Origin of the sequence: Curtobacterium sp. MCBD17_034, from assembly GCF_003234515.1 — a bacterium.
Lineage (GTDB): Bacteria > Actinomycetota > Actinomycetes > Actinomycetales > Microbacteriaceae > Curtobacterium.
The window spans coordinates 91,696-113,107 of record NZ_QKTN01000006.1 but is presented as its reverse complement, the minus strand read 5'-3'; the positions used below and the strand labels follow the sequence as shown (position 1 = coordinate 113,107).

The 21,412-nt window shown below is 71.6% G+C and carries 20 protein-coding genes; 14 read left to right on the top strand and 6 right to left on the bottom strand.

Annotated elements, in window-relative coordinates:
• The first annotated feature begins 153 nt into the window (after positions 1-153).
• Together DEI92_RS12030 and DEI92_RS12025 are read left to right on the top strand one after the other, a co-directional pair.
• A complete protein-coding gene (locus DEI92_RS12030; protein WP_111010867.1) occupies positions 154-1,680 on the top strand; it encodes an ABC transporter permease in 1,527 nt (508 codons plus the stop codon).
• 31 nt (positions 1,681-1,711) lie between these two features.
• A complete protein-coding gene (locus DEI92_RS12025) occupies positions 1,712-2,728 on the top strand; it encodes an ABC transporter permease (RefSeq protein WP_111010866.1) in 1,017 nt (338 codons plus the stop codon).
• A gap of 44 nt (positions 2,729-2,772) precedes the next feature.
• On the opposite strand, the gene DEI92_RS12020 is transcribed toward DEI92_RS12025, so the two are convergent.
• Positions 2,773-3,408: a PH domain-containing protein gene (locus DEI92_RS12020; protein ID WP_111010865.1), complete on the bottom strand. Its 636-nt coding sequence runs from the start codon at positions 3,406-3,408 to the stop codon at positions 2,773-2,775.
• 92 nt (positions 3,409-3,500) lie between these two features.
• Here DEI92_RS12020 and DEI92_RS12015 point away from each other — a divergent pair, with 92 nt between their 5' ends.
• Complete coding sequence (locus DEI92_RS12015) at positions 3,501-5,276, top strand: ABC transporter ATP-binding protein (RefSeq protein ID WP_111013652.1); 1,776 nt, start codon at positions 3,501-3,503, stop codon at positions 5,274-5,276.
• 104 nt (positions 5,277-5,380) lie between these two features.
• Here DEI92_RS12015 and DEI92_RS12010 read toward each other — a convergent pair whose 3' ends face one another.
• The 3 genes from DEI92_RS12010 to DEI92_RS12000 all read right to left on the bottom strand — a co-directional run bounded on the left by DEI92_RS12010 (position 5,381) and on the right by DEI92_RS12000 (position 7,893).
• Positions 5,381-5,983, bottom strand: coding sequence for a hypothetical protein (locus DEI92_RS12010; protein ID WP_111013651.1), 603 nt, complete (start codon positions 5,981-5,983; stop codon positions 5,381-5,383).
• Positions 5,984-6,479: 496 nt separating this feature from the next.
• A complete protein-coding gene (locus tag DEI92_RS12005; protein ID WP_111013650.1) occupies positions 6,480-6,959 on the bottom strand; it encodes a peroxiredoxin in 480 nt (159 codons plus the stop codon).
• 133 nt (positions 6,960-7,092) lie between these two features.
• Positions 7,093-7,893 carry a CPBP family intramembrane glutamic endopeptidase gene (locus tag DEI92_RS12000; RefSeq protein WP_111010861.1) on the bottom strand — a complete coding sequence of 267 codons (801 nt, stop codon included), beginning with the start codon at positions 7,891-7,893 and terminating at the stop codon, positions 7,093-7,095.
• 86 nt (positions 7,894-7,979) lie between these two features.
• On the opposite strand from DEI92_RS12000, the gene typA reads away from it, so the two are divergent.
• The 7 genes from typA (at position 7,980) to DEI92_RS11965 (ending at position 16,030) form a co-directional block, all read left to right on the top strand.
• Positions 7,980-9,902 carry a translational GTPase TypA gene (typA, locus tag DEI92_RS11995; protein ID WP_111013649.1) on the top strand — a complete coding sequence of 641 codons (1,923 nt, stop codon included), beginning with the start codon at positions 7,980-7,982 and terminating at the stop codon, positions 9,900-9,902.
• A gap of 113 nt (positions 9,903-10,015) precedes the next feature.
• Positions 10,016-11,209: an amidohydrolase gene (locus DEI92_RS11990; RefSeq protein WP_258370187.1), complete on the top strand. Its 1,194-nt coding sequence runs from the start codon at positions 10,016-10,018 to the stop codon at positions 11,207-11,209.
• Positions 11,209-11,796 carry a hypothetical protein gene (locus DEI92_RS11985; RefSeq protein ID WP_111013647.1) on the top strand — a complete coding sequence of 196 codons (588 nt, stop codon included), beginning with the start codon at positions 11,209-11,211 and terminating at the stop codon, positions 11,794-11,796. The genes DEI92_RS11990 and DEI92_RS11985 overlap by 1 nt, the downstream gene beginning before the upstream one ends.
• A 62-nt stretch (positions 11,797-11,858) precedes the next feature.
• Positions 11,859-13,121, top strand: coding sequence for a PIG-L family deacetylase (locus tag DEI92_RS11980; RefSeq protein ID WP_146249150.1), 1,263 nt, complete (start codon positions 11,859-11,861; stop codon positions 13,119-13,121).
• Positions 13,122-13,158: 37 nt separating this feature from the next.
• Entirely contained in the window at positions 13,159-13,476 is a 318-nt protein-coding gene (gene fdxA / locus DEI92_RS11975) for a ferredoxin (RefSeq protein WP_111010856.1), read from the top strand.
• Between the two features lie 3 nt (positions 13,477-13,479).
• A complete protein-coding gene (gene dapC, locus DEI92_RS11970; protein ID WP_111013645.1) occupies positions 13,480-14,628 on the top strand; it encodes a succinyldiaminopimelate transaminase in 1,149 nt (382 codons plus the stop codon).
• 172 nt (positions 14,629-14,800) lie between these two features.
• Positions 14,801-16,030 (top strand): citrate synthase, encoded by a 1,230-nt coding sequence (locus tag DEI92_RS11965; protein WP_258376531.1) that lies wholly within the window; start codon positions 14,801-14,803, stop codon positions 16,028-16,030.
• Between the two features lie 105 nt (positions 16,031-16,135).
• Here the strand turns inward: DEI92_RS11965 and dapD are convergent, their stop codons facing one another.
• Complete coding sequence (dapD, locus tag DEI92_RS11960; RefSeq protein WP_258370189.1) at positions 16,136-17,083, bottom strand: 2,3,4,5-tetrahydropyridine-2,6-dicarboxylate N-succinyltransferase; 948 nt, start codon at positions 17,081-17,083, stop codon at positions 16,136-16,138.
• 214 nt (positions 17,084-17,297) lie between these two features.
• Between dapD and dapE the strand changes: the two genes are divergently transcribed.
• From dapE to DEI92_RS11940, 4 genes are all read left to right on the top strand, one after another.
• Positions 17,298-18,380 (top strand): succinyl-diaminopimelate desuccinylase, encoded by a 1,083-nt coding sequence (gene dapE / locus DEI92_RS11955; RefSeq protein ID WP_111013644.1) that lies wholly within the window; start codon positions 17,298-17,300, stop codon positions 18,378-18,380.
• Positions 18,365-19,609, top strand: coding sequence for a hypothetical protein (locus DEI92_RS11950; RefSeq protein WP_111013643.1), 1,245 nt, complete (start codon positions 18,365-18,367; stop codon positions 19,607-19,609). Before dapE ends, DEI92_RS11950 begins: the two co-directional genes overlap by 16 nt.
• Positions 19,610-19,715: 106 nt before the next feature.
• Complete coding sequence (locus tag DEI92_RS11945; protein ID WP_111010852.1) at positions 19,716-19,886, top strand: DUF3117 domain-containing protein; 171 nt, start codon at positions 19,716-19,718, stop codon at positions 19,884-19,886.
• A gap of 157 nt (positions 19,887-20,043) precedes the next feature.
• Positions 20,044-20,766 carry an AAA family ATPase gene (locus DEI92_RS11940; protein WP_111013642.1) on the top strand — a complete coding sequence of 241 codons (723 nt, stop codon included), beginning with the start codon at positions 20,044-20,046 and terminating at the stop codon, positions 20,764-20,766.
• Here DEI92_RS11940 and DEI92_RS11935 read toward each other — a convergent pair whose 3' ends face one another.
• Entirely contained in the window at positions 20,767-21,399 is a 633-nt protein-coding gene (locus DEI92_RS11935) for an O-methyltransferase (RefSeq protein ID WP_111010850.1), read from the bottom strand.
• Between the last annotated feature and the right edge of the window lie 13 nt (positions 21,400-21,412).

The window sequence follows — 21,412 nt, the reverse complement described above, 5'->3', positions numbered from 1 at the left end:
GGCGGCCCCCCGCCTGAGCGACCCTGCAGCACCGCCCCGTCCGGCGCCCCAACCGGGCTCGTCGGGCTCAGCGGCACCCGTTACCCTTGGTCGGCGCGTCACGAACGTGATCGACCGTTGCACCCTTCCCACACCGGAGAGGCCCCTTCGCCCATGGTGAGCTTCATCGCGAGACGGATCCTCGTCTCGGTCCTCATCCTCATCGCCGCCTCGTTCATCATGTACAACCTGGCGGCGATCGCGGGGAACCCCCTGCAGGACCTCCAGGGGAGCAACTCCCCGAACCGCGCAGCGCTCATCGCCGCGCGCGTCGCGACGCAGCACCTCGACGTCATCCCGCCGCTCCGCTGGGGGATCTGGATCGGTGGCGTGGGCAAGTGCGTCATCGGACAGTGCGACCTCGGCACGACGTTCCACAACCAGCCGGTGACCCAGCTCCTGCCCCAGGCGATGCAGTCGACGCTCCAGCTCGTCACCTTCTCGTTCGTGCTCGCGATCATCTTCGGCATCGGGCTCGGGATCGTCACCGCGCTCCGCGCTTACTCGGGCTTCGACTACGGCGTCACGCTCGTCAGCTTCTTCCTGTACTCCCTGCCGTCGTTCCTCATGGCGGTCCTCCTCAAGTCGTTCGTCGCGCTCGACTACAACAACTTCCTCGCGAAGCCGCACATCGCCGTCACGACGCTCATCGTCATCGCCGTCGTGCTCGGGGCGATCGTGCAACTCGTCGTCGGAGGCGACGCCCGCCGCCGCGCCATCGTCTTCGGCCTGACCGCCGTGGTGACCGCGGGCATGCTCCTGCTCATGGAGGCCACCGGCTGGTTCAACGACCCGTCGCTGGGCCCGGTGTTCGTGATCCTGTTCAGCGCGGGTCTCGGACTCGCGATGGTGACGATGCTCGCCGGCACCAGGAACAACCGTGCCTGGCTCGTCGGCGGCATCAACGTCCTCATCGCGATCATCTGCTACTTCACGCTGCAGGGCCTGCTCAACGTTTCGTCCGGCGGCACCATCTTCATCCTCGCGGTCGCGGCGGTGGTCGTCGGTCTCGCTTCCGGGTACTTCGTCGGTGGGCACGACCGCGGCCTGATGATGCGCATCGGTGCGCTGACCGCGTTCCTGACGGCCGGGGTGATCGTGCTCGACCGCTTCATGCGCTCGTGGCACAACTACTCGATCAACTTCGTGGGCGGCCGACCGATCGCGACCGTCGGATCGGGCACCCCGGGCCTCCAGGCCGACTTCTGGATCACGGGTCTCGACACCTACACGCACCTGCTGCTGCCGTCGATCAGCCTCCTGCTCATCAGCTTCGCGTCGTACACGCGCTACTCGCGGTCCGGCATGCTCGAGGTCCTCGAGCAGGACTACGTGCGGACGGCGCGTGCGAAGGGCCTCCCGGAGCGGACCGTCATCGTGCGGCACGCCCTGCGGAACATGCTCATCCCGATCGCGACGCTCGTCGCGACGGACATCGGCGCCCTGCTAGGTGGCGCGATCATCACCGAGACCGTGTTCGCGATCTCCGGCATGGGCGCCCTGTTCAACAGCGGCCTGTCGATCACGGACGTCAATCCGGTGATGGGGTACTTCCTCGTGATCGCCATCACCGCGATCGTCTTCAACTTCCTCGCCGACCTCGCCTACTCGGTGCTCGACCCGCGGGTGCGCGTCCGATGAGCACGGCAACGACCAACACGGAGGACATGCGATGAGCACCCTGCAGGGCGGCGCCCCGCTCGAGCCGAACATCAGCGACGGCTTCGACGACGCGGCCTCCGGTCAGGAACACGAGCCCGGCGAGAGCCAGGGCCGCATCATCCTGCGTCGGTTCCTCGGCAACAAGCTCGCGGTGATCTCGCTGGTCGTCTACGTGCTCGTGATCCTGTTCAGCATCTCGGCGATCGGACTCGGTCCGATCCCGGGGTGGTGGCACTACTCGTACAAGGCGCTCAACCCGCTCGTCGGCGGCGGCGCCCCGAGCAGTGACCACCCGTTCGGCCAGGACCGCATCGGCAAGGACTACTTCGCGCTCACCATGCGGGGCATCCAGAACTCGGTGCTCGTCATGATCGTGATCGGCGTCTTCGCGACCTTCATCGGCGTGGTCGTCGGCGCGGTCGCGGGGTACTTCCGCGGCAAGACCGACGCGATCCTCATGCGCATCACCGACATCTTCATCGTGATCCCGGCGATCGTCATCGGTGCCGTCGTCGGCAAAACGGCGAACGGCCTCGGGGCGTGGGGTCTCGCGCTGCTGCTCGGACTCGTGTCGTGGATGGTCATCGCCCGACTCGTGCGCGCCGAGTTCCTGTCGCTCCGCGAGCGCGAGTTCGTCGAGGCGGCCCGCGTCGCCGGCGCGTCCGACATCCGGATCATCTTCCGGCACATCCTGCCGAACGCGATCGGCGTGATCATCGTCTCCGCGACGCTGCTCATCGCCACCGCGATCCTGCTCGAGACCGCCCTGAGCTACCTCGGCTACGGCATCAAGGCGCCGGACTCGTCGCTCGGTCTCCTCATCAGCCAGAACCAGTCGGCGTTCCAGACGCGGCCGTACCTGTTCTGGTGGCCGGCCTCGTTCATCGTGCTGCTCGCCCTGTGCGTGAACTTCGTCGGTGACGGCCTGCGTGACGCGTTCGACCCGCGCTCGAAGCGGTTCAGCATCCGTCGCACCAAGGAGCGCGAGCTCCACAACTCCTCCGAGTCGGAGATGATCAGCGCGTGACCGCCCTGGTCCTGACCGTCAGCGGTCGCGGAGCCGCGCGGGCGTCACTGCGCGGCGATCGCGAACCAGCCGCCGACGCCCGTCGCCACGAGCAGGGCGATCGTCACGACGTGCAGGCGCACGGGGACGGCGACCGTGTCGGCGACGCCGAGTTCGATCCGACCGGACTCGCGCAGGCCGTCCCAGTGCTCACGCACCAGGTACGCCGCGTCGCCGGACTCCGTCGACAGCAGGTCACCGGCGCTTCGTTCGCCGGGCGCGGTGGTCGGGGTCAGTCCGACTCGGCCGTGGCGCTGGTTGCGGCGCCGCGCGAGGGCGACGCCCGCTCGGCCGGGCGCGGGGGCCGCCCAGGCGGCGACCTTGCGGTGCGGCGTGACGAGCGTCAGCGCGAAGCGGGTGTCGACGTGCACGAGCGCCGCCCACGGGACGTCGGCGGTGTGGAACACGTTGACCACCTCGACGCCGTCGTCGTCGACGACCAGGCGCGGGTGCCAGAGCGCGGTCCAGCCGAGCAGTCCGCCGAACGCCGCGGGCACGAGGCCGAGCCAGCGGTGCCAGTCGTGGCCGTTCGCCACGCCGGCGGCGAGCAGCGCCGCCACGATGACCCAGAGGGCGATCGCCAGCACGCGGTTGAACCTCGAGACGAACACGGTGCGCGGATCCGGCGCGGGGGAGACCATGCGGCCATCGTCGCAGGTCGCCACAGCGCTCCGCACATCGTCATCACCAACCACGCGGTCGCCTCGTGCGGCCGGGAAAGGACCGGACGTCGATGAGCACGAGCACGCCCGCCTCCGCGACTGCCGCCCGGACCACGGTCGGTGCGCCGATCGTCGAGGTCACCGACCTCGACGTCGACTTCGCCGTCGACGACTACTGGACCCCCGCGGTCAAGCACCTCAGCTACGAGATCCGCTCCGGGGAGGTCCTGGCGCTCGTCGGCGAGTCCGGTTCGGGCAAGTCGGTCAGCTCCATGTCCATCCTCGGGCTGCTGCCCAGGAACGCCCGCGTCAACGGCTCGGTCCGCTTCCAGGGCACAGAACTGCTCGGGCTCCGTCCGGCGCAGATGCGGGACTACCGGGGCAAGGAGATCGCGGTGATCTTCCAGGAGCCGATGACCGCGCTGAACCCCGTGTTCACGGTGGGCTCGCAGATCGTCGAGACGCTGCGGATCCACTACGGGATCTCGCCGAACGAGGCACGCGACCGCGCGATCGAGCTCCTCGCCATGGTCGAGATGCCCGACCCGCAGAAGGCGTTCGACTCGTACCCGCACCAGCTCTCCGGCGGTCAGCGTCAGCGGGCGATGATCGCGCAGTCGATCTCGTGCGATCCGAAGCTCCTCATCGCCGACGAGCCCACGACCGCGCTCGACGTGACGGTGCAGGCCGAGATCCTCGACCTGATCCGTGACCTCGCGGGCAAGCTCGGCAGCGCGGTCCTGCTCATCACGCACGACATGGGCGTCGTCGCCGACCTGGCGGACCGCATCGTCGTCATGCGTCAGGGGGAGGCCGTCGAGACCGGCACGGTCGCCACGGTCTTCGCGGACCCCCGCCACGAGTACACCCGGACGCTGCTCGACGCCGTGCCGCGGCTCGGGCAGGCCGGTGGCGAGGCCATCGACGTGACCGAGACGCTCGAACACGTCGTCGAGTCGGACGAGCCGGTCGCCGTCGTGCATCCCGTGCACCACGACGTGCCCGAGGTCGGCAAGCCGGTCCTCGCGTTCGACGACGTCGTGATCGAGTACCCGGGCCGCGGGCGCGTCAAGGCGTTCCGTGCGGTGGACCACGTCGACCTCACGGTGCACGAGGGCGAGGTCGTCGGTCTCGTGGGCGAGTCCGGCTCAGGCAAGACGACGCTCGGTCGCGCGGCGATCGGGCTGCTGCCGATCACCTCGGGCCGTCTCGACGTCACGGGCGTGGACCTGTCGAAGTCCACGCGGTCGCTCGTCCGTCAGGTGCACAAGAACGCCGGCATCGTGTTCCAGGACCCGGCGTCGTCGCTCAACCCGCGGATGACCATCGGGCAGTCGATCGGTGAGCCGCTGCTGCTCGCGAAGGGCCTCAAGGGCGGCGCGCTCAACCGCGAGGTCGAGTCCCTGCTCGACAGCGTCCGGCTGCCGCGCGCCTACGCGACCCGCTTCCCGCACGAGCTGTCGGGTGGGCAGAAGCAGCGCATCGGCATCGCCCGGGCACTGGCGCTGAAGCCCGCGCTCCTCATCGCCGACGAACCGACGAGCGCGCTCGACGTGTCCGTGCAGGCGACCGTCCTCGAGCTCCTCAAGGACCTGCAGCGTGAGTTCCGCTTCGCGTGTCTCTTCATCACGCACGACCTCGCCGTCATCGACGTGCTGGCGGACCGGATCGCGGTGATGCACCACGGCAAGCTCGCGGAGTTCGGCACGCGTGACCAGATCCTGCGTGACCCGCAGGACCCGTACACGCAGCGCCTCATCGCCGCCGTCCCGCTGCCGGACCCGGAGGTCCAGCGCGAGCGTCGCGAGCTGCGCCGGGCGATCCTGGCGGCCGGCGCGGACGCCTGACGGGAGGCCCTGGTCGGGCCTCCCGGCCGGTTCCGGTGGCGCACCGGGCCGGACCGGGAGGCCCGGTTCCGATGTGCGGGCCGGGCCGGACCGGGAGGCCCGGTTCAGATGCGCGCGCCAGCCATCGACCCGAGCAGGCCGAGCGCGATGAGCGCCACCACGCTCCAGCCGTGCACGCGGTGCTCGATCCGAGCGGGCGTGACCTCGGCGGGCGGCGGGCCCTCCAGGGGTGCCGGGGACGGGACGAAGGCCCGGAGGCGGTCCGCCGCCTCGGCGACGGTGAGGGTGGTCTCCGCTGCCTGCGCCGGGCCTCCCGGTCCGAGCGGTGCGACGGGGGTCAGGCGGAGACGCGCGGTGCGCCGCGGGGCGATCCACGTGCGGCGGTCACCCTCGCTCGTGACGACCTCCAGGCCGAACCGTGATCGGACCTCGAGCACACGGCCCCACGCGATCCGCGTCGTGCGACGGACGTCGACGACCACGACGCCGTCGGCGGTCGCGAGCACGCGGGGACGCCAGAGAGCGGTCCAGGCGAACCACGCCGTGAACGCGGACGGGGCGGGGACGAGCAGCAGTGCGCGGGGGCCGTCGGTGATGAGCCCGATGGGCACGAGGGCGACGGCGACGATCCAGAGGGCGACGGCGAAGCGGCGCATCCCGGGCGCGACGAGCCGGAACGGGACGGGGTCGTCGTGCGGCACGCTCACGCTCCCATGGTCGCAGACACGAGTGGCCGCTGCACCGGCGATGACGTACCCGTCGTCATCGCCGGTGCTGCGCCGGACGCTCCCGGACGACCTACCCGTGGTCGTCGTGGGAACGGAGCCGACAGCTGCGGTTCCTGCCGTACCCGTCGGCGGGGGCCGCAGCGGTCTGCGGATTCCTCCTTGCAGTGCTGCGTGTTGCGGTGGAGCATGCGGTGCGGGTCCCTGAGTGGGGAGAGGTCTCCCCGGGGACATTCTGCCGAGCGGGCGTGACACGCACCGCGAACCGGAGAAAGACCCGATTCCCCGGGGAGACAGTCCTGAAGGAGGATGACTCTCCGATACCAATTAACGGGTACCCCCTGTTCGGGTGTCAAGCCCCCCGGTCGAAGACGTCATCCCGGGCGCGCCGTGTCCAGTGGAACACCGCGCGTCGGCGGTGCCGCCCCGGCGGAGCGGTGGGCGCCGGAACCGGGGGCGCGGGTTCCGGTCCTGGCCCTCAGGCGACGAGTGCCTCGACGTGCTCGCGGATGGTCGAGGCCTTCGGGAACCGCATGCCGACGAGGCCGACGTGGCGCCACCGCACGACCCCGTCCGGGCCGATCACGAACACCGAGCGCCGGACACCGATGCCCGGGGCTTGGACACCGTACGCACGGACGACCTCGCCCGCGGTGTCGGCGAGCAGCGGGAACGACAGCGAAGCCCCGCGGGCGAACGACTCGTGCGAGTCGAGTCCCTGGCGACTGACCCCCCAGACGATGGCCCCGAGCTCCAGGAACTCGTCGAGCTCGCGTTCGTAGCTGCACATCTGCGCCGTGCACACGGGCGTCGCGTCCCCGGGGTAGAAGGCGAGCACGACGGTCCGGCCGATCTGCGCGCGCAGCGAGTAGGCGTCGTCGGTCCGCTCTCCGCGGCGCAGGAGCGTGCCGGGGAGGGTGAAGTCGGGAGCCAGCTCGCCGACGCCGGGGATCGCCATGCGTCCACGCTAGGCGTCCTCGGGCGGTCACTGGACCGCCGACCTGCGAAACCCCCTCGATCTGGGGGCCGTCGCCGATGTCTCGGCCGATCCGATGCGCGGTCGGTGGGCGCCGAACCGATCGACGGAGCGGTCAGTGCGCACCGAAGAGGTGTGGGAACGCCGACGCGACGTACGGGTAGCCGACGAACACCGCGGCGTCGAGCAGGCAGTGCGTGATCACGAGCGGCAGGAGCCGCCCCCACCGCGTGTACACCCAGCCGAACACGATGCCCATCACGGCGTTGCCGACGAACGCGCCGAAGCCCTGGTACAGGTGGTAGCTGCCGCGGAGGACCGCCGTCGACGTGATCACCGTCCAGCGGCCCCATCCGAGCCGGCCGAGGCGCTCGTACAGGTAACCGACGACGATCACCTCCTCTTGCAGGCCGGAGCGGATCGCCGACAGCAGGAGCACCGGGACCGTCCACCAGTACGTGCCGAGCGCGGTGGGCACGACGTCGACCGTGATGCCGAGCGCCCGTCCGGCGAAGTACAGGCCGAGCCCCGGGACGCCGATGAGCAGGGCCAGACCTGCGGCGCCCCCGAGGTCCGCACGCGGGCGGAAGCGGTCGATCCCCAGCCGCGCCAGGTGTGGTCGCGCGCTCCGCCAGAGCAGGAACGCGACGAGCGCGACCGGCGCCAGGTCCACGGCGACGCCGATGAGCTGGTCGAGCAGGTCGAAGAGCGAGCGGTCGTCCTGCGACGTGTTCAGCGTCGTCGTCTGCGACGCCAGCGCCGTGGTCTTCGTCAGGTCGTCGACGATCTCGACGATCGAGTACACGGCGCTCGCCCCGAGTGACAGGGCGAGGACGATGACGACCTCGGCGGCGAGCCGGCCGCGGGACGTCGGCGGAGCGGTGTTCGCGGTGGGCGTGTCGACGTCCTCGTCCAAGGTCCCTCCGGGTCGTCCGCGCCCGGTAGACTCGGACGCCGGGCATTCTGCCCGATCCTCTCCCTCACGCTCTAAGGAAGTCCTGTATGGCGCTCGCCACCCGGTCCGACCTGCGCAACGTCGCCATCGTGGCACACGTCGATCACGGCAAGACCACCCTGGTCGATGCCATGCTCACGCAGACCAACTCGTTCGACGCCCACTTCGAGGGCGAGGATCGGATGATGGACTCGAACGACCTCGAGCGCGAGAAGGGCATCACCATCCTCGCGAAGAACACCTCGGTGCTCTACAACGGGATCCACGCGGCCGAGTTCAACGACGGCGGACGCATCACGATCAACGTGATCGACACCCCGGGCCACGCCGACTTCGGTGGCGAGGTCGAGCGCGGCCTCTCGATGGTCGACGGCGTCGTCCTGCTCGTGGACGCGTCCGAGGGCCCGCTGCCCCAGACGCGCTTCGTGCTCCGCAAGGCGCTCGCGGCGAAGCTCCCCGTGATCCTGCTGGTCAACAAGACGGACCGTCCCGACTCGCGCATCGACGAGGTCGTCGCCGAGTCCCAGGACCTCCTGCTCGGGCTGGCGTCGGACCTCTCGGACGAGGTCGACGACCTCGACCTCGACGCCATCCTCGACGTCCCGGTCGTCTACGCGTCCGGCCGGAACGGTGCCGCGAGCCGCAACAAGCCCGCCGACGGCACCCTGCCCGACAACGACGACCTCGAGCCGCTGTTCGAGGCGATCCTCCAGCACGTCCCGGCGCCGACGTACGACGACACCCACCCGCTGCAGGCGCACGTCACGAACCTCGACGCCTCGCCGTTCCTCGGTCGTCTCGCGCTGCTCCGCATCTTCCACGGCACCATGAAGAAGGGGCAGACGGTCGCGTGGGTCAAGCACGACGGTTCCGTCGTCAACGCCCGCATCACGGAGCTCCTCATCACGAAGGCGCTCGACCGGTTCCCCGCCGAGTCGGCCGGCCCGGGTGACATCGTCGCCGTCGCCGGGTTCGACACCATCACCATCGGCGAGACCCTGACCGACCCCGAGGACGTCCGCCCGCTGCCGACCATCACGGTCGACGACCCCGCGATCTCCATGACGATCGGCACGAACACGAGCCCGCTCGTCGGGAAGGTCAAGGGGCACAAGCTCACCGCGCGCATGGTCAAGGACCGCCTCGACCGCGAGCTCGTCGGCAACGTCTCGCTCCGGGTCGTCGACATCGGCCGTCCCGACGCGTGGGAGGTCCAGGGCCGCGGCGAGCTCGCCCTGGCGATCCTCGTCGAGCAGATGCGGCGCGAGGGCTACGAGCTCACGGTCGGCAAGCCGCAGGTCGTCACCCGGCGTGACGAGAACGGCAAGCTTCAGGAGCCGTACGAGCACATGACGATCGACACGCCCGAGGAGTACCTCGGCGCGATCACGCAGCTCATGGCCGCGCGCAAGGGTCGCATGGAGAACATGACGAACCACGGCACGGGCTGGGTGCGCATGGAGTTCATCGTCCCGTCGCGTGGGCTCATCGGCTTCCGCACCGCCTTCCTCACCGAGACCCGCGGCACGGGCATCGCGAACGCGATCTCGCACGGGTACGGCGAGTGGGCCGGCCCCATCCAGACGCGCGTCAACGGCTCGATCGTCTCCGACCGCGCCGGCGTCGTGACCCCGTTCGCGATCACGAACCTCCAGGAGCGGATGACGTTCTTCGTCAACCCGACCGAGGAGGTCTACGAGGGCATGGTCATCGGCGAGAACTCGCGCGCCGACGACATGGACGTCAACATCACCAAGGAGAAGAAGCTCACGAACATGCGGTCGTCCACGGCCGACACGTTCGAGTCGATGACGCCGTCCCGGCAGCTCTCGCTCGAGGAGTGCCTCGAGTTCGCGCGCGAGGACGAGTGCGTCGAGGTCACCCCCGACGCCGTCCGGATCCGCAAGGTCGAGCTCGACGCCCAGTCCCGGGCCCGGGCCACGGCGCGTCTCAAGCGCCAGGACGCCTGAGCCGCGGTCCCTCCGCACACGACGACGCCCGTCAGCCCCTCCGGAGCCGGCGGGCGTCGTCGTTCCCGGACGAGATGCCCGTCGCGTCGACGGCAGCCGGTTACGGTTGTCGGGTGACGACGCTCCCGCTGTTCGACATCTACCGCGACCTGCACGCGCACCCCGAGCTCGCGTTCGCCGAGCACCGGACCGCCGGTGTCGTCGCGGACCATCTCCGATCGCTCGGCCTCGAACCGACCACGGGGGTCGGTGGCACGGGCGTGGTCGCGGTCCTCGAGAACGCTGCCGGCCCGGTGGTGTGGCTCCGCGCCGACATGGACGGCCTGCCGGTCGCGGAGCGAACGGGCCTGGCGTACGCGAGCGTCCACACCGCCGTCGACGAGGACGGCTCCGAGACCCGCACGATGCACGCCTGCGGTCACGACCTGCACATGACCTGGCTGCTCGGTGCGCTCGAGCGGCTCATCGCGACGCGGGACTCGTGGGCGGGGACCGTCGTCGCGGTGTTCCAGCCGGCCGAGGAGGTCATCGGCGGTGCCCGCGCGATGGTCGACGACGACCTGGTCGGTCGCGTCCCCCGCCCCGACGTCGTGCTCGGGCAGCACACCGCGCCCGAGCCGGTCGGACGGGTGACGGTCGGGTCCGGGCCGGTGATGGCCGCGAGCGACCGGTTCACGATCACGTTCCGCGGCCGGGGCGGCCACGGCTCCGCGCCGCAGACGACCCGTGACCCGGTGGTCGCCGCCGCGTCGGCGGTCGTCCGGCTGCAGTCGGTCGTCGCCCGGGAGGTCGGTCCCCGGCAGGCCGCGGTCGTCACCGTCGGCAGCATCCACGGTGGCACCCGCGCCAACATCATCCCCGACGAGGTGACGATCGAGGTGAGCACGCGTGCCCAGACCGACGACACCCGGCACCAGGTCGAGCAGGCGGTGCGCCGGATCGTCGCGGCGGAATCGGCGGCGGGCGGCCTCGAGGAGCCACTCGTCCGGGTGCGGCCGGGGGCGAACGTCCTCGTGAACGACGCCGACGCCGCCGGGCGCGTGCTGGCCGCCCTCGAGGGGGTCGTGCCGTCGCTCGTGGCCGGTGACTCGGTGCTCGGCATGGCGAGCGAGGACGTCGGCGACCTCGCGACGGCGGCCGAGGCCCCCATCGTGTACTGGTTCACGGGCACGACGGACCCGGCGCTGTTCGCCGACGGCGCCGAGGTCCCGACGAACCACTCGCCGTTCTTCGCCCCGCTCGCCGAGGCGTCGATCCCGGTCGGGGTGGACGCCTTCGTCGCGGCGACCCGGGCCTGGCTCGCCTGATGTCGCGCACGCCGCGTTCCGGTCGGGCGCATCGCCGTGCGGCGCGACCGCGGGTCGTGCCGACGGCCGCGGTCCTGGCGGTCCTCGCCGTCGGGCTGACGGGTTGCGCCGGGATCACCGACCACGTCTCGGGGGTCGGGACGGCGGTCGCGTCGTCGGTGGCGTCGGGCGTCCGGTCGGGCCTCCAGGGCGTCACGGGCGGTTCGATCCAGCGCGGGATGCGGCAGGTGGCCGGCGGCATCGACGGCGCGCTCGACGCCGCCCTGCGGGGCGCGGCGGTGACGACCGACGGTGCGGTCCCCGCTGGGTTCCCGACCCACGCCGTCCCGCTCGTCGACGGCACGGTCCTCGGCGGGGGGAGCGGACCCGCCGGGTCGGGCTGGGTGGTGCAGGTCCGCGTCGCCTCGGTCGCGGAGTTCACGACGGCACACGCTCGGCTCACCGCGGACGGCTTCGCGGACGGTGCCGTGCGGAGCGACGCCCGCAGCGCGTTCGGCCTCTTCCGGAGCGACCGGTACCGCGTGGTGCTCGCCTTCTCGACCGGCCACGACGGCGTGACGGCGACGTACATCGTCACCCCGCGCTGACCGCCGTCCGGCGGCGCTCCGCCACCGAGCCGATCCCAGCCGATCCCGTACCCTGGGTGGCGATGTCCACGCCCACCCCGGCGACGCGCCCCGAGCGTGTCCTGTTCGTCCACGCCCACCCCGACGACGAGACGTTGGCGACCGGGGGCACGATCGCGACCCTGGTCGAACTCGGTGCCGACGTGACGGTGCTCACCGCGACGCGGGGTGAACGCGGCGAGATGCTCACGCCGGCGCTCGCGCCGCTCTTCGGCGACGCGCCCCGGGTCGCCGCGCACCGCGAGACCGAGATCGCGGCCGCGCTCGCCGCGCTCGGCGGGCCTCGGCACCTGTGGCTCGGCGGCCCCGGCGCCCGTCCCACGGACCTGCCGCCGCGTCGGTACAGCGACTCCGGCATGCGGTGGGCCGCGGACGGGCGGGCGACGGCCGCCGCGGACGCGCCGGCCGACTCGCTCACCGCGGCGGACCTCGGGGAGGTCGTCGACGACGTGCGCGCGGCGATCCGCTCGACGGGTGCCGATGCCGTGGTCAGCTACGCGGACGACGGCGGGTACGGACACCCGGACCACGTGCGGGTGCATGCGGCTGCCCGGTACGCCGCCCGTGCCGAGGACGTCCCGTTCTCGACCATCGTCGACGCCGACAGCGGTCAGGCCGACCTCGTCGTCGACGTGCTGCCGGTGCGCCCCCGGGTGCGTGCCGCGCTCGAGCAGTACCGGAGCCAGCTCACGGTCGATCCCCTCGACCCCGAGCAGCCCGAGCGCCTGACGTACGTCATGCCGCACGGCGCACGGCTCGAGGCGCCCGCGCGCGAGGGCTTCCGGCACGACGCGCCACCCGCAGCGCCGGCGGCGCAGACGTTCGCCGAGCACGGCCGGGGGGTGCAGTCACTGCTCGTCGTCGCCGCGCTCGCAGCGGGGGCCGTGGTCGGCGGCCTCGGCACGATCACCCACCAGCAGACCCTGGGGAGCCTCCCGGTCGGCATGGTGATCACGACGCTGCTCGTCGCGTGCCTGCTGCTCGGCGTCCGGCTCGTCTTCCGCTCCCGGTGGATGGTGACGGCGGCGGCGCTCGGGGTCCTGCTCGTCACCCAGGTGCTCGTGGCGGTCGGCGGGACGAGTTCGCCGCTCGTCCTCGCGAACACGGCCGGGTACGTGTGGACGTTCGGGCCGGCCGTGATCGCGATGCTCGTGCTCGCGTGGCCGTCGTTGCCCCCTCGCGGCGCTCCGCCGGCGGGCACGGTCCCCGCCGACGGCCGAGAGCGCGGTCCGGCCGGCGTCGACGTCACGGCGCCGACGGCGGGGACGCCCACCCGCCCGGAGTAGACTCGACGCTGCCGCCTCGAAGGGACACCGAAGAACCGTGACGTACGTGATCGCCCAGCCCTGTGTGGACGTCAAGGACCGCGCCTGCATCGACGAGTGCCCGGTCGACTGCATCTACGAGGGCGACCGCTCGCTCTACATCCACCCCGACGAGTGCGTCGACTGCGGTGCGTGTGAGCCGGTGTGCCCGGTGGAGGCCATCTACTACGAGGACGACCTCCCCGAGGAGTGGGCGGACTACTACAAGGCGAACGTCGAGTTCTTCCAGGAGATCGGGTCGCCGGGCGGCGCCGCCAAGGTCGGTGTGATCCATCAGGACCACCCGGTCGTGCTCGCCGAGCCGCCGCGGGGCTGACCCGTGCCGCTCGACCTGCCGGACTTCCCCTGGGACCAGCTCGCCGCCGCGAAGGATCGTGCGGGCGGCCATCCGGACGGCATCGTCGACCTGAGCGTCGGGTCGCCCGTGGACCCGACGCCCGAGCTCGTCCGTCGCGCTCTCGCCGACGCCACGGACGCCCATGCCTACCCGCAGGTGGCCGGGACCCCCGCGCTGCGCGAGGCCATCGTCGCCTGGTACGGCCGACGCCAGGGGATCACCCTGACGACGGACGAGGTCCTGCCGACGATCGGGTCGAAGGAGTTCATCGCCGGACTCGCGCTGTGGCTCGGCATCGGCCCCGGTGACACGGTCGTGTTCCCCGAGGCCGCCTACCCGACCTACGAGCTCGGCGCGGCCCTCGTCGGCGCCGAGGCGTTGGCCGCCGATGACCCCGCGTCGTGGCCGGCGTCGACGAAGCTCGTCTGGCTCAACTCGCCGGGCAACCCCGACGGCCGCGTGCTGTCGATCGAGGAGCTCCGGGTCGCGGTCGAGCGAGCCCGTGCCCTCGGCGCGGTCATCGCGGGCGACGAGTGCTACGCGGAGCTCGGGTGGGAGCCGCCGTACGACGACACCCCGACGCCGAGCATCCTCGACCCCCGCGTGGTCGGAGACACGCACGACGGCGTGCTCAGCGTGTACTCGCTGAGCAAGCAGTCGAACCTCGCCGGCTACCGCGCCGGCTTCGTGGCGGGTGACGCGCGGGTGCTGGCCGAGGTCCTGGCCGTCCGCAAGCACACCGGCATGATGCCCCCGGCGCCGGTGCAGCAGGCGATGATCGTCGCGCTCGCCGACGACGCCCACGTCCGCGAGCAGAAGGCGCGGTACGCGGGACGGCGCGACCGCCTGGCGTCGGCACTCGTGGCGGCGGGCTACCGGATCGACCGCAGCGAGGCCGGGCTGTACCTCTGGGCGACGCGCGGCGAGGACGCCTGGACCACGGTCGCGGCGCTCGCGGAACTCGGGATCCTCGTCGCGCCAGGCACGTTCTACGGCAGTGCTGGTGGTTCGCACGTGCGCATCGCCCTCACCTCGACCGACGAGCGCATCGATGCCGCGGTCGTGCGGTTGCGGTCGTCCGGGACCGGTCCGGTCGCCGACCACGCGGCGGAGTCGCCGGTTCCGCGCTGACGGGCGCCGGGCCTCCCGTGCGCGTGCGCCACGGTCGTCGGTTTAGGCTGTCGTCGTGACTGACACTGCCAATGACGCTCAGAAGGCGGCCACACTGCCCTCGACCGGCACCCCGGACGAGGCGGCACCCACCGCGGTCCTCCACTACCCGGGAGGCACCGCCGAGTTCCCGATCCTGCGCAGCACGGACGGTGCGTCGGCCATCGACATCGCGACGTTGACGAAGCAGACCGGCTTCACGACGCTCGACTACGGCTTCGTGAACACGAGCGCGACGAAGAGCTCGATCACCTACATCGACGGCGAGCAGGGGATCCTCCGGTACCGCGGGTACCCGATCGAGCAGATCGCGGCGAACTGCACGTACCTCGAGGTCGCTTGGCTCCTCATCTACGGCGAGCTCCCCACGGCGGACGAACTCGCGGCGTTCGACGACCGCATCCGGCGGCACACGCTGCTGCACGAGGACCTCCGGCGGCTCTTCGACGCCCTGCCGCACTCGGCGCACCCGATGTCCGTCCTGTCGAGCGCGGTGAGCGCCCTGTCGACCTACTACGAGGACGACATGGACGTCGACGACCCCGAGAAGGTCGAGCTGCAGACCGTCCGCCTGCTCGCCAAGCTCCCCGTGATCGCGGCCTACGCGCACAAGAAGAGCATCGGGCAGGCGTTCCTGTACCCGGACAACCAGCTGAGCTTCGTCGACAACTTCCTGCGGCTCAACTTCGGCACCATGGCCGAGCCGTTCGAGGTCAACCCGGTCCTGTCGAAGGCGCTGGAGCGGCTCCTCATCCTGCACGAGGACCACGAGCAGAACGCGTCGACGTCCACCGTGCGACTCGTCGGCTCGACGAAGGCGAACATGTTCGCGTCGATCTCGGCGGGCATCAACGCCCTCTACGGTCCGCTGCACGGTGGTGCGAACGAGGCCGTGCTCGAGATGCTCGCGAAGATCCGTGACTCGGGCGAGCCGGTGTCGCGGTTCGTCGAGCGTGTGAAGAACAAGGAACACGGCGTCAAGCTCATGGGCTTCGGGCACCGGGTCTACAAGAACTACGACCCCCGGGCCAAGCTCGTCAAGGAGTCCGCCCACGAGGTCCTCGAGGCACTCGGGGTGCAGGACGACCTGCTCGACATCGCCATGGAGCTCGAGGGCATCGCGCTCGCGGACGAGTACTTCGTGTCGCGGAAGCTGTACCCGAACGTCGACTTCTACACGGGCGTCATCTACAAGGCGATGGGGTTCTCGCCGCGGATGTTCACCGTGCTGTTCGCGATCGGCCGGCTGCCCGGGTGGATCGCCCAGTGGCGCGAGCTCAACACCGACCCGCAGAACAAGATCGGTCGGCCGCAGCAGCTGTACCTCGGCCACCCCGAGCGCGACCTGCCGCCCCGCGGCTGATCCCCGCAGCTGCCCCGCGGCTGATCCCCGTACGGAACGGGAGCGGCCCGGCCGGCCGGGCGGTGGCCGGCCAGCCAACCCGGCGCCGGCCGGACCGGCCGCCCGTCAGGCGTGCAGCGCCGCGTTGAGCTGGATGCCCGTGCCGGACCGGGGCAGGGCCTCCACGGCGCCGGTCCGCGAGTTGCGGCGGAACAGCACATTCGGCGCGCCGGACAGCTCGACGGCCTTCACGGTCCGGGGGGTGCCGTCGGGGGCGGGGGCCGCGCCGACGAGCGTGACCTTCGTGCCCGCCGTGACGTACAGGCCCGCCTCGACGACGGAGTCGTCCCCGAGCGAGATCCCGAGCCCTGCGTTCGCGCCGAGGAGCGCGCGGTCCCCGATGCGCACGCGTTGGGTGCCGCCGCCGGAGAGCGTCCCCATGATGGAGGCGCCCCCACCGATGTCGCTGCCGTGCCCCACCACGACGCCCTGCGAGATGCGGCCCTCGACCATGGCGTCGCCGAGGGTGCCCGCGTTGAAGTTGACGAAGCCCTCGTGCATGACGGTCGTGCCCGGGGCCAGGTGCGCGCCGAGCCGGACGCGTGCGGCGTCCGCGATGCGGACGCGGTCGGGCACGACGTAGTCGAGGAGCCGGGGGAACTTGTCGATCGCGTGGGCGACGATCCCGGCCCGCTGCAGTGCCGGTCGGAGTCGCGGGAAGTCGTCGGCGGCGACCGGACCCGCGTTCGTCCAGACCACGGTCGGCAGGTGCGCGAACACGCCGTCGAGCGCGATCGTGTTCGGCCGCACGAGCAGGTGGCTGAGCAGGTGGAGCCGGAGGTACGCATCCGGGGTCGAGGCGGGCGCGGCGTCGAGGGTGATCTCGACGGTCGTCACCGTGAGCCGGACGCCGCGGCGCGGGTCGTCGTCGGCGGCCTCGGCGAGGTCGGCGGGAACGGCACCGTCCGTGCCCTCGGGCCGTCGGCCGAGCCGCGGTGCCGGGAACCACGTGTCGAGGACCGTGCCGTCCGCGGCGATCGTCGCGAGACCGTGCCCCCACGCGTGTGTCGGCACCCGGTCGTCGCCGACGGCGTCCGGGTCACGCTGCTGGGCGTCGGTGCTGCTGCTCGATTCGGTCACGGGCACCAGGGTAGCGGCGCCCCTCCGTCCGTCCGCGGACCGTCCGGACGGGAGGCCCGGCCCCCCTCAGCCGCTCGTCCTGCGTGTCCACGCGGGCGGTCGCGGGCCTCCCGGTCGGGTGCCGGGGCGGCCCCGCTAGGCTGCCCCCATGCCCGTCGCCACGCTGGACCTGACCGCTTCGTCCATTGACATCACGCGCGCGATCTGCGACATCGAGTCCGTGTCGGGGAACGAGGGCGGACTGGCGGACGCCATCGAGGCCGTGCTCACGCCGCTCCACCACCTCGAGGTCGTGCGCGACGGCGACGCGATCGTGGCGCGGACGCGGCTCGGCCGTGACCGCCGGGTCGTCATCGCCGGTCACATCGACACCGTGCCGCTCAACGCCAACCTGCCGACCCAGACCCGCACCGAAGCGGACGCCGAGGTCCTGTGGGGCCGCGGCACCGTCGACATGAAGGGCGGGTGTGCCGTCCAGCTCAAGCTCGCGCACGACCTCGTCGACCCCACCGTGGACGTCACGTGGGTCTGGTACGACCACGAGGAAGTGAGCGACGCCCTGAACGGCCTCGGGCGCCTCGCTCGCACGCGGCCCGAGCTGCTCGCCGGGGACTTCGCGATCCTCGGCGAACCGTCGAACGCCCAGATCGAGGGCGGGTGCAACGGGAACCTCCGCGCCGAGGTCCGCGCGTACGGCCAGCGGTCGCACAGTGCCCGCTCCTGGATCGGTGACAACGCCATCCACAAGATCGCCGGGGCGCTCGACCGTCTCGCCGCCTACGAGCCGCGCACGGTCGAGGTCGACGGTCTCGAGTACCGCGAGGGCCTCAACGCCGTCGGGATCACCGGCGGCATCGCGGGCAATGTGATCCCCGACGAGGTCATGCTCCACGTCAACTACCGCTTCGCACCCTCCCGCTCCGCGGACGAGGCCGTGGCGCACGTCACCGAACTGTTCGACGGGTACGACGTCACCATCGTCGACCTCGCGGCCGGTGCGCGCCCCGGGCTCGACGCGCCGCTCGCGCAGGAGTTCGTCGCCGCGGTCGGGGGCGCCGCCCCGAAGCCGAAGTACGGGTGGACGGACGTCGCCCGCTTCTCGGCGCTCGGCGTGCCCGCCGTCAACTACGGCCCCGGGGACCCGGCGCTCGCCCACCACGACGAGGAGCGCGTGCCGGTCGCGCAGATCACCGCGGTCGAGGAGGGCCTCCGGCGGTGGCTGACGGCCTGACGACCGCGAGGCCGGAGCGGGAGCGCCCGCGACGGCCGGTCCGGGTCCGGCTGCTCGTGCAGTACCGGATGGTGCCGTGGTGGTTCCGCGTCACCATCGTGTACGTCCTCGCGCGGATCGTGACCTTCGGGCTGCTGGCCGCGTTCGCGCGCGTCCAGACCCAGAACTCGTTCACGCTGGCCTCGCCGCGCTACCTCGACTTCGCGACGATCTGGGACGGCCGTTGGTACGCCCTCATCGCCCAGACGGGGTACCCCGCGACACTGCCGATCGGGACCGACGGCGCCGTGACGGAGAACGCCTGGGCCTTCATGCCCGCCTACCCGTTCCTCGTCCGCGGCCTCATGGAGGCGACCGGGGCGGGGTACGCGGTCGTCGCGGTGACGGTCTCGGTGCTGTTCGGATGGGCGGCGGCCCTGCTCTTCCGGCGTCTCGTCGGCCGGTTCCTGCCCGAGGGCACGGCGACCTTCGCGACGGTGCTGTTCTGCGTGGCCCCCGTGTCCACGATGTTCCAGGTGGCCTACGCGGAGTCGATGGGGGTGTTCCTCCTGACGCTCGCGTTGTGGCTGCTCGTCACGCGCCGGTTCTGGTGGATGCTGCCCGTCGTGGTCGTCCTCGGGTTCACCCGGCCGACCGGCCTGGCGATCGCCCTCATGATGGTCGGCTACCTCGTGCTGCGGTTCGTGCGCCGCAGTGCCGCGGACCCCCTGTCGCTGCGCGCCGCGATCCCGTCGGCGGTCGTGGCCGTGGTCGCGGGGCTCGTCGGGCTGGCGTGGCCGACCATCGCGTGGGCGGTCACCGGGGTGCCGAAGGCGTACACGGACACCGAGCTCGCTTGGCGGCAGTCCTACATCGGCCGACACGAACTCGTCCCGTTCGCGCCGTGGATCCAGGGGTTCGACTGGTGGTTCCACGAGCCCGCGGGCGGCGTCCTGCTCGTGCTCGTGCTCGCGGGGTTCGCCGGGTTCCTCCTCATGCCGGCCGCCCGGGCGATCGGGCCGGAGCTGCGGATCTGGTCGGCGTCGTACTTCGTGTACCTGCTCGCGGTGTTCTTCCCGCAGTCGAGCACCTGGCGCATCCTCATGCCGCTCTTCCCGATGCTCGCGATCGTCGCCCGCCCGCGATGGGTGACGTACCGCGTCGCCGTGGTGGCCGTCTCGATCGCGCTGCAGGTGGCGTGGATGTACTCCTGCTGGTGGATCAACGGGTACGACTGGACGCCGCCGTGATCCGGCTCCCGGGGCGGTTCGGGGTACGTCGAGCTGGATGGTTTCGCAGATCGGCCCTCCGTGCCGGATAATGGAGGGGCATGTACTGCACGAAAGGGGACATCTGATGGCAGCCATGAAGCCGAGGACCGGTGACGGGCCGATGGAGGCTGTTAAGGAGGGTCGACTCATCATCGTGCGGGTTCCGCTCGAGGGTGGAGGCCGTCTGGTCGTCTCGGTCAACGATGCCGAGGCGAAGGAACTCCACGACGCACTCGCCGAGGTCGTCTCGGTGTAGTCGTCACGACGCACCACACGAACCGCTCGGGTCCTCGGACCCGGGCGGTTCGTCGTCTCCGCCGCCGGAGCGGCCGTCGCCGGGCCGCCCGGATCGCCGTCGCCGCGCCTCCCCGGACGGCGGTCAGCGGGCCTCCCGGATCGGGCAGGATGAGCGCATGCCCGCCTCGCGCCTGCCCGTCCGTCGGATCGAGGAGCGCGGGGGTGACCCCATGCCCCGCGGCGTGTGGCCAGCGACCCTCGCACCGGTCGCGCAGGTCCTCGAGTCCGGGCTCGACCTCGATCGGTGCACGGTCCTCGTCGGCGACAACGGCGCGGGCAAGTCGACGATCGTCGAGGGGCTCGCCATCGCCTTCGGACTGAACGCCGAGGGCGGGTCGACCGGAGCGGTGCACCGCACGCGTGCGTCCGAGTCGACACTCGGCGACCACCTGCGGCTCGTCCGGGACCCCGGCGCGGAGCGCAACGGCACGTTCCTGCGCGCGGAGACCATGTACGGGTTCTTCACCTACCTGGAGCAGCACCCGGGCGGACGGCCCGAACCGGTGTTCCACGAGCGGAGCCACGGCGAGGCGTTCCTCGACTTCGTCGCCGACCGGTCCACCTGGCCGGGCCTCTGGCTGCTCGACGAGCCCGAGTCGGCGCTGTCGTTCCAGGGGTGTCTCGAGCTCATGCGGCTCATGCAGGACGTCCTGACGGATCCGCGGGCGCAGATCGTGCTGTCGACGCACTCGCCGATCCTGGCGTCGTTCCCCGGTGCGAGCGTGCACGAGGTCGGCGGGTGGGGCATCCGGCCGTCCGCCTGGGAGGACCTCGAGCTCGTCAGGAACTGGCGCGCCTACCTGGACGCGCCGGAGCGGTACCTGCGGCACCTGCTCTGATCAGCTGGTGACCTTCGTCATCTGGAGCAGACCGTCACCGGCGGGCGAGAGCGCGCTCCGGACCGCCCCCGACGTCGAGACCTCGGTGAGCAGCGTGCGGAAGTCCGTCGCCGCCCGGTCGCGCTTGGTGGGATCGGCGACCCGGCCGCGCCAGAGGGCGTGGGGGACGAGGACGGTCCCGCCGATCCGCGCGAGCCGCAGCCCGTGCTCGACGTACTCGATGACGTTCTCCGGGTCCGCGTCGACGACGACGACGTCGTACGAGGCCTCGTTCATGCGGGGGAGCACCTGGGCGGCGCGACCGGGGATGAGGCGCACGCGGCTCGGCACGGCACCGGCGTGCAGGAACGCGTCGCGCGCGTACTGCTGGTGGTCCACCTCGACGTCGATGGTCGTGAGCGTGGCGTCAGGGGCACCCGCGAGCAGGTACAGCCCCGAGACGCCGAGCCCCGTCCCGATCTCGATGATGCCCGTGGCGCGGGACGCCGCCGCGATGACGCTCATCTGGGCGCCGACGGCGGGGGACACCGCTTCGACGCCGAGCTCGAGGGAGTGTTCCCGCGCACGGGCCACGACCTCGGGCTCCGCGACGATGTCCTCCGCGAACTTCCAGTTCGACTCTTTCTCTGACACGCACACTCCTCGG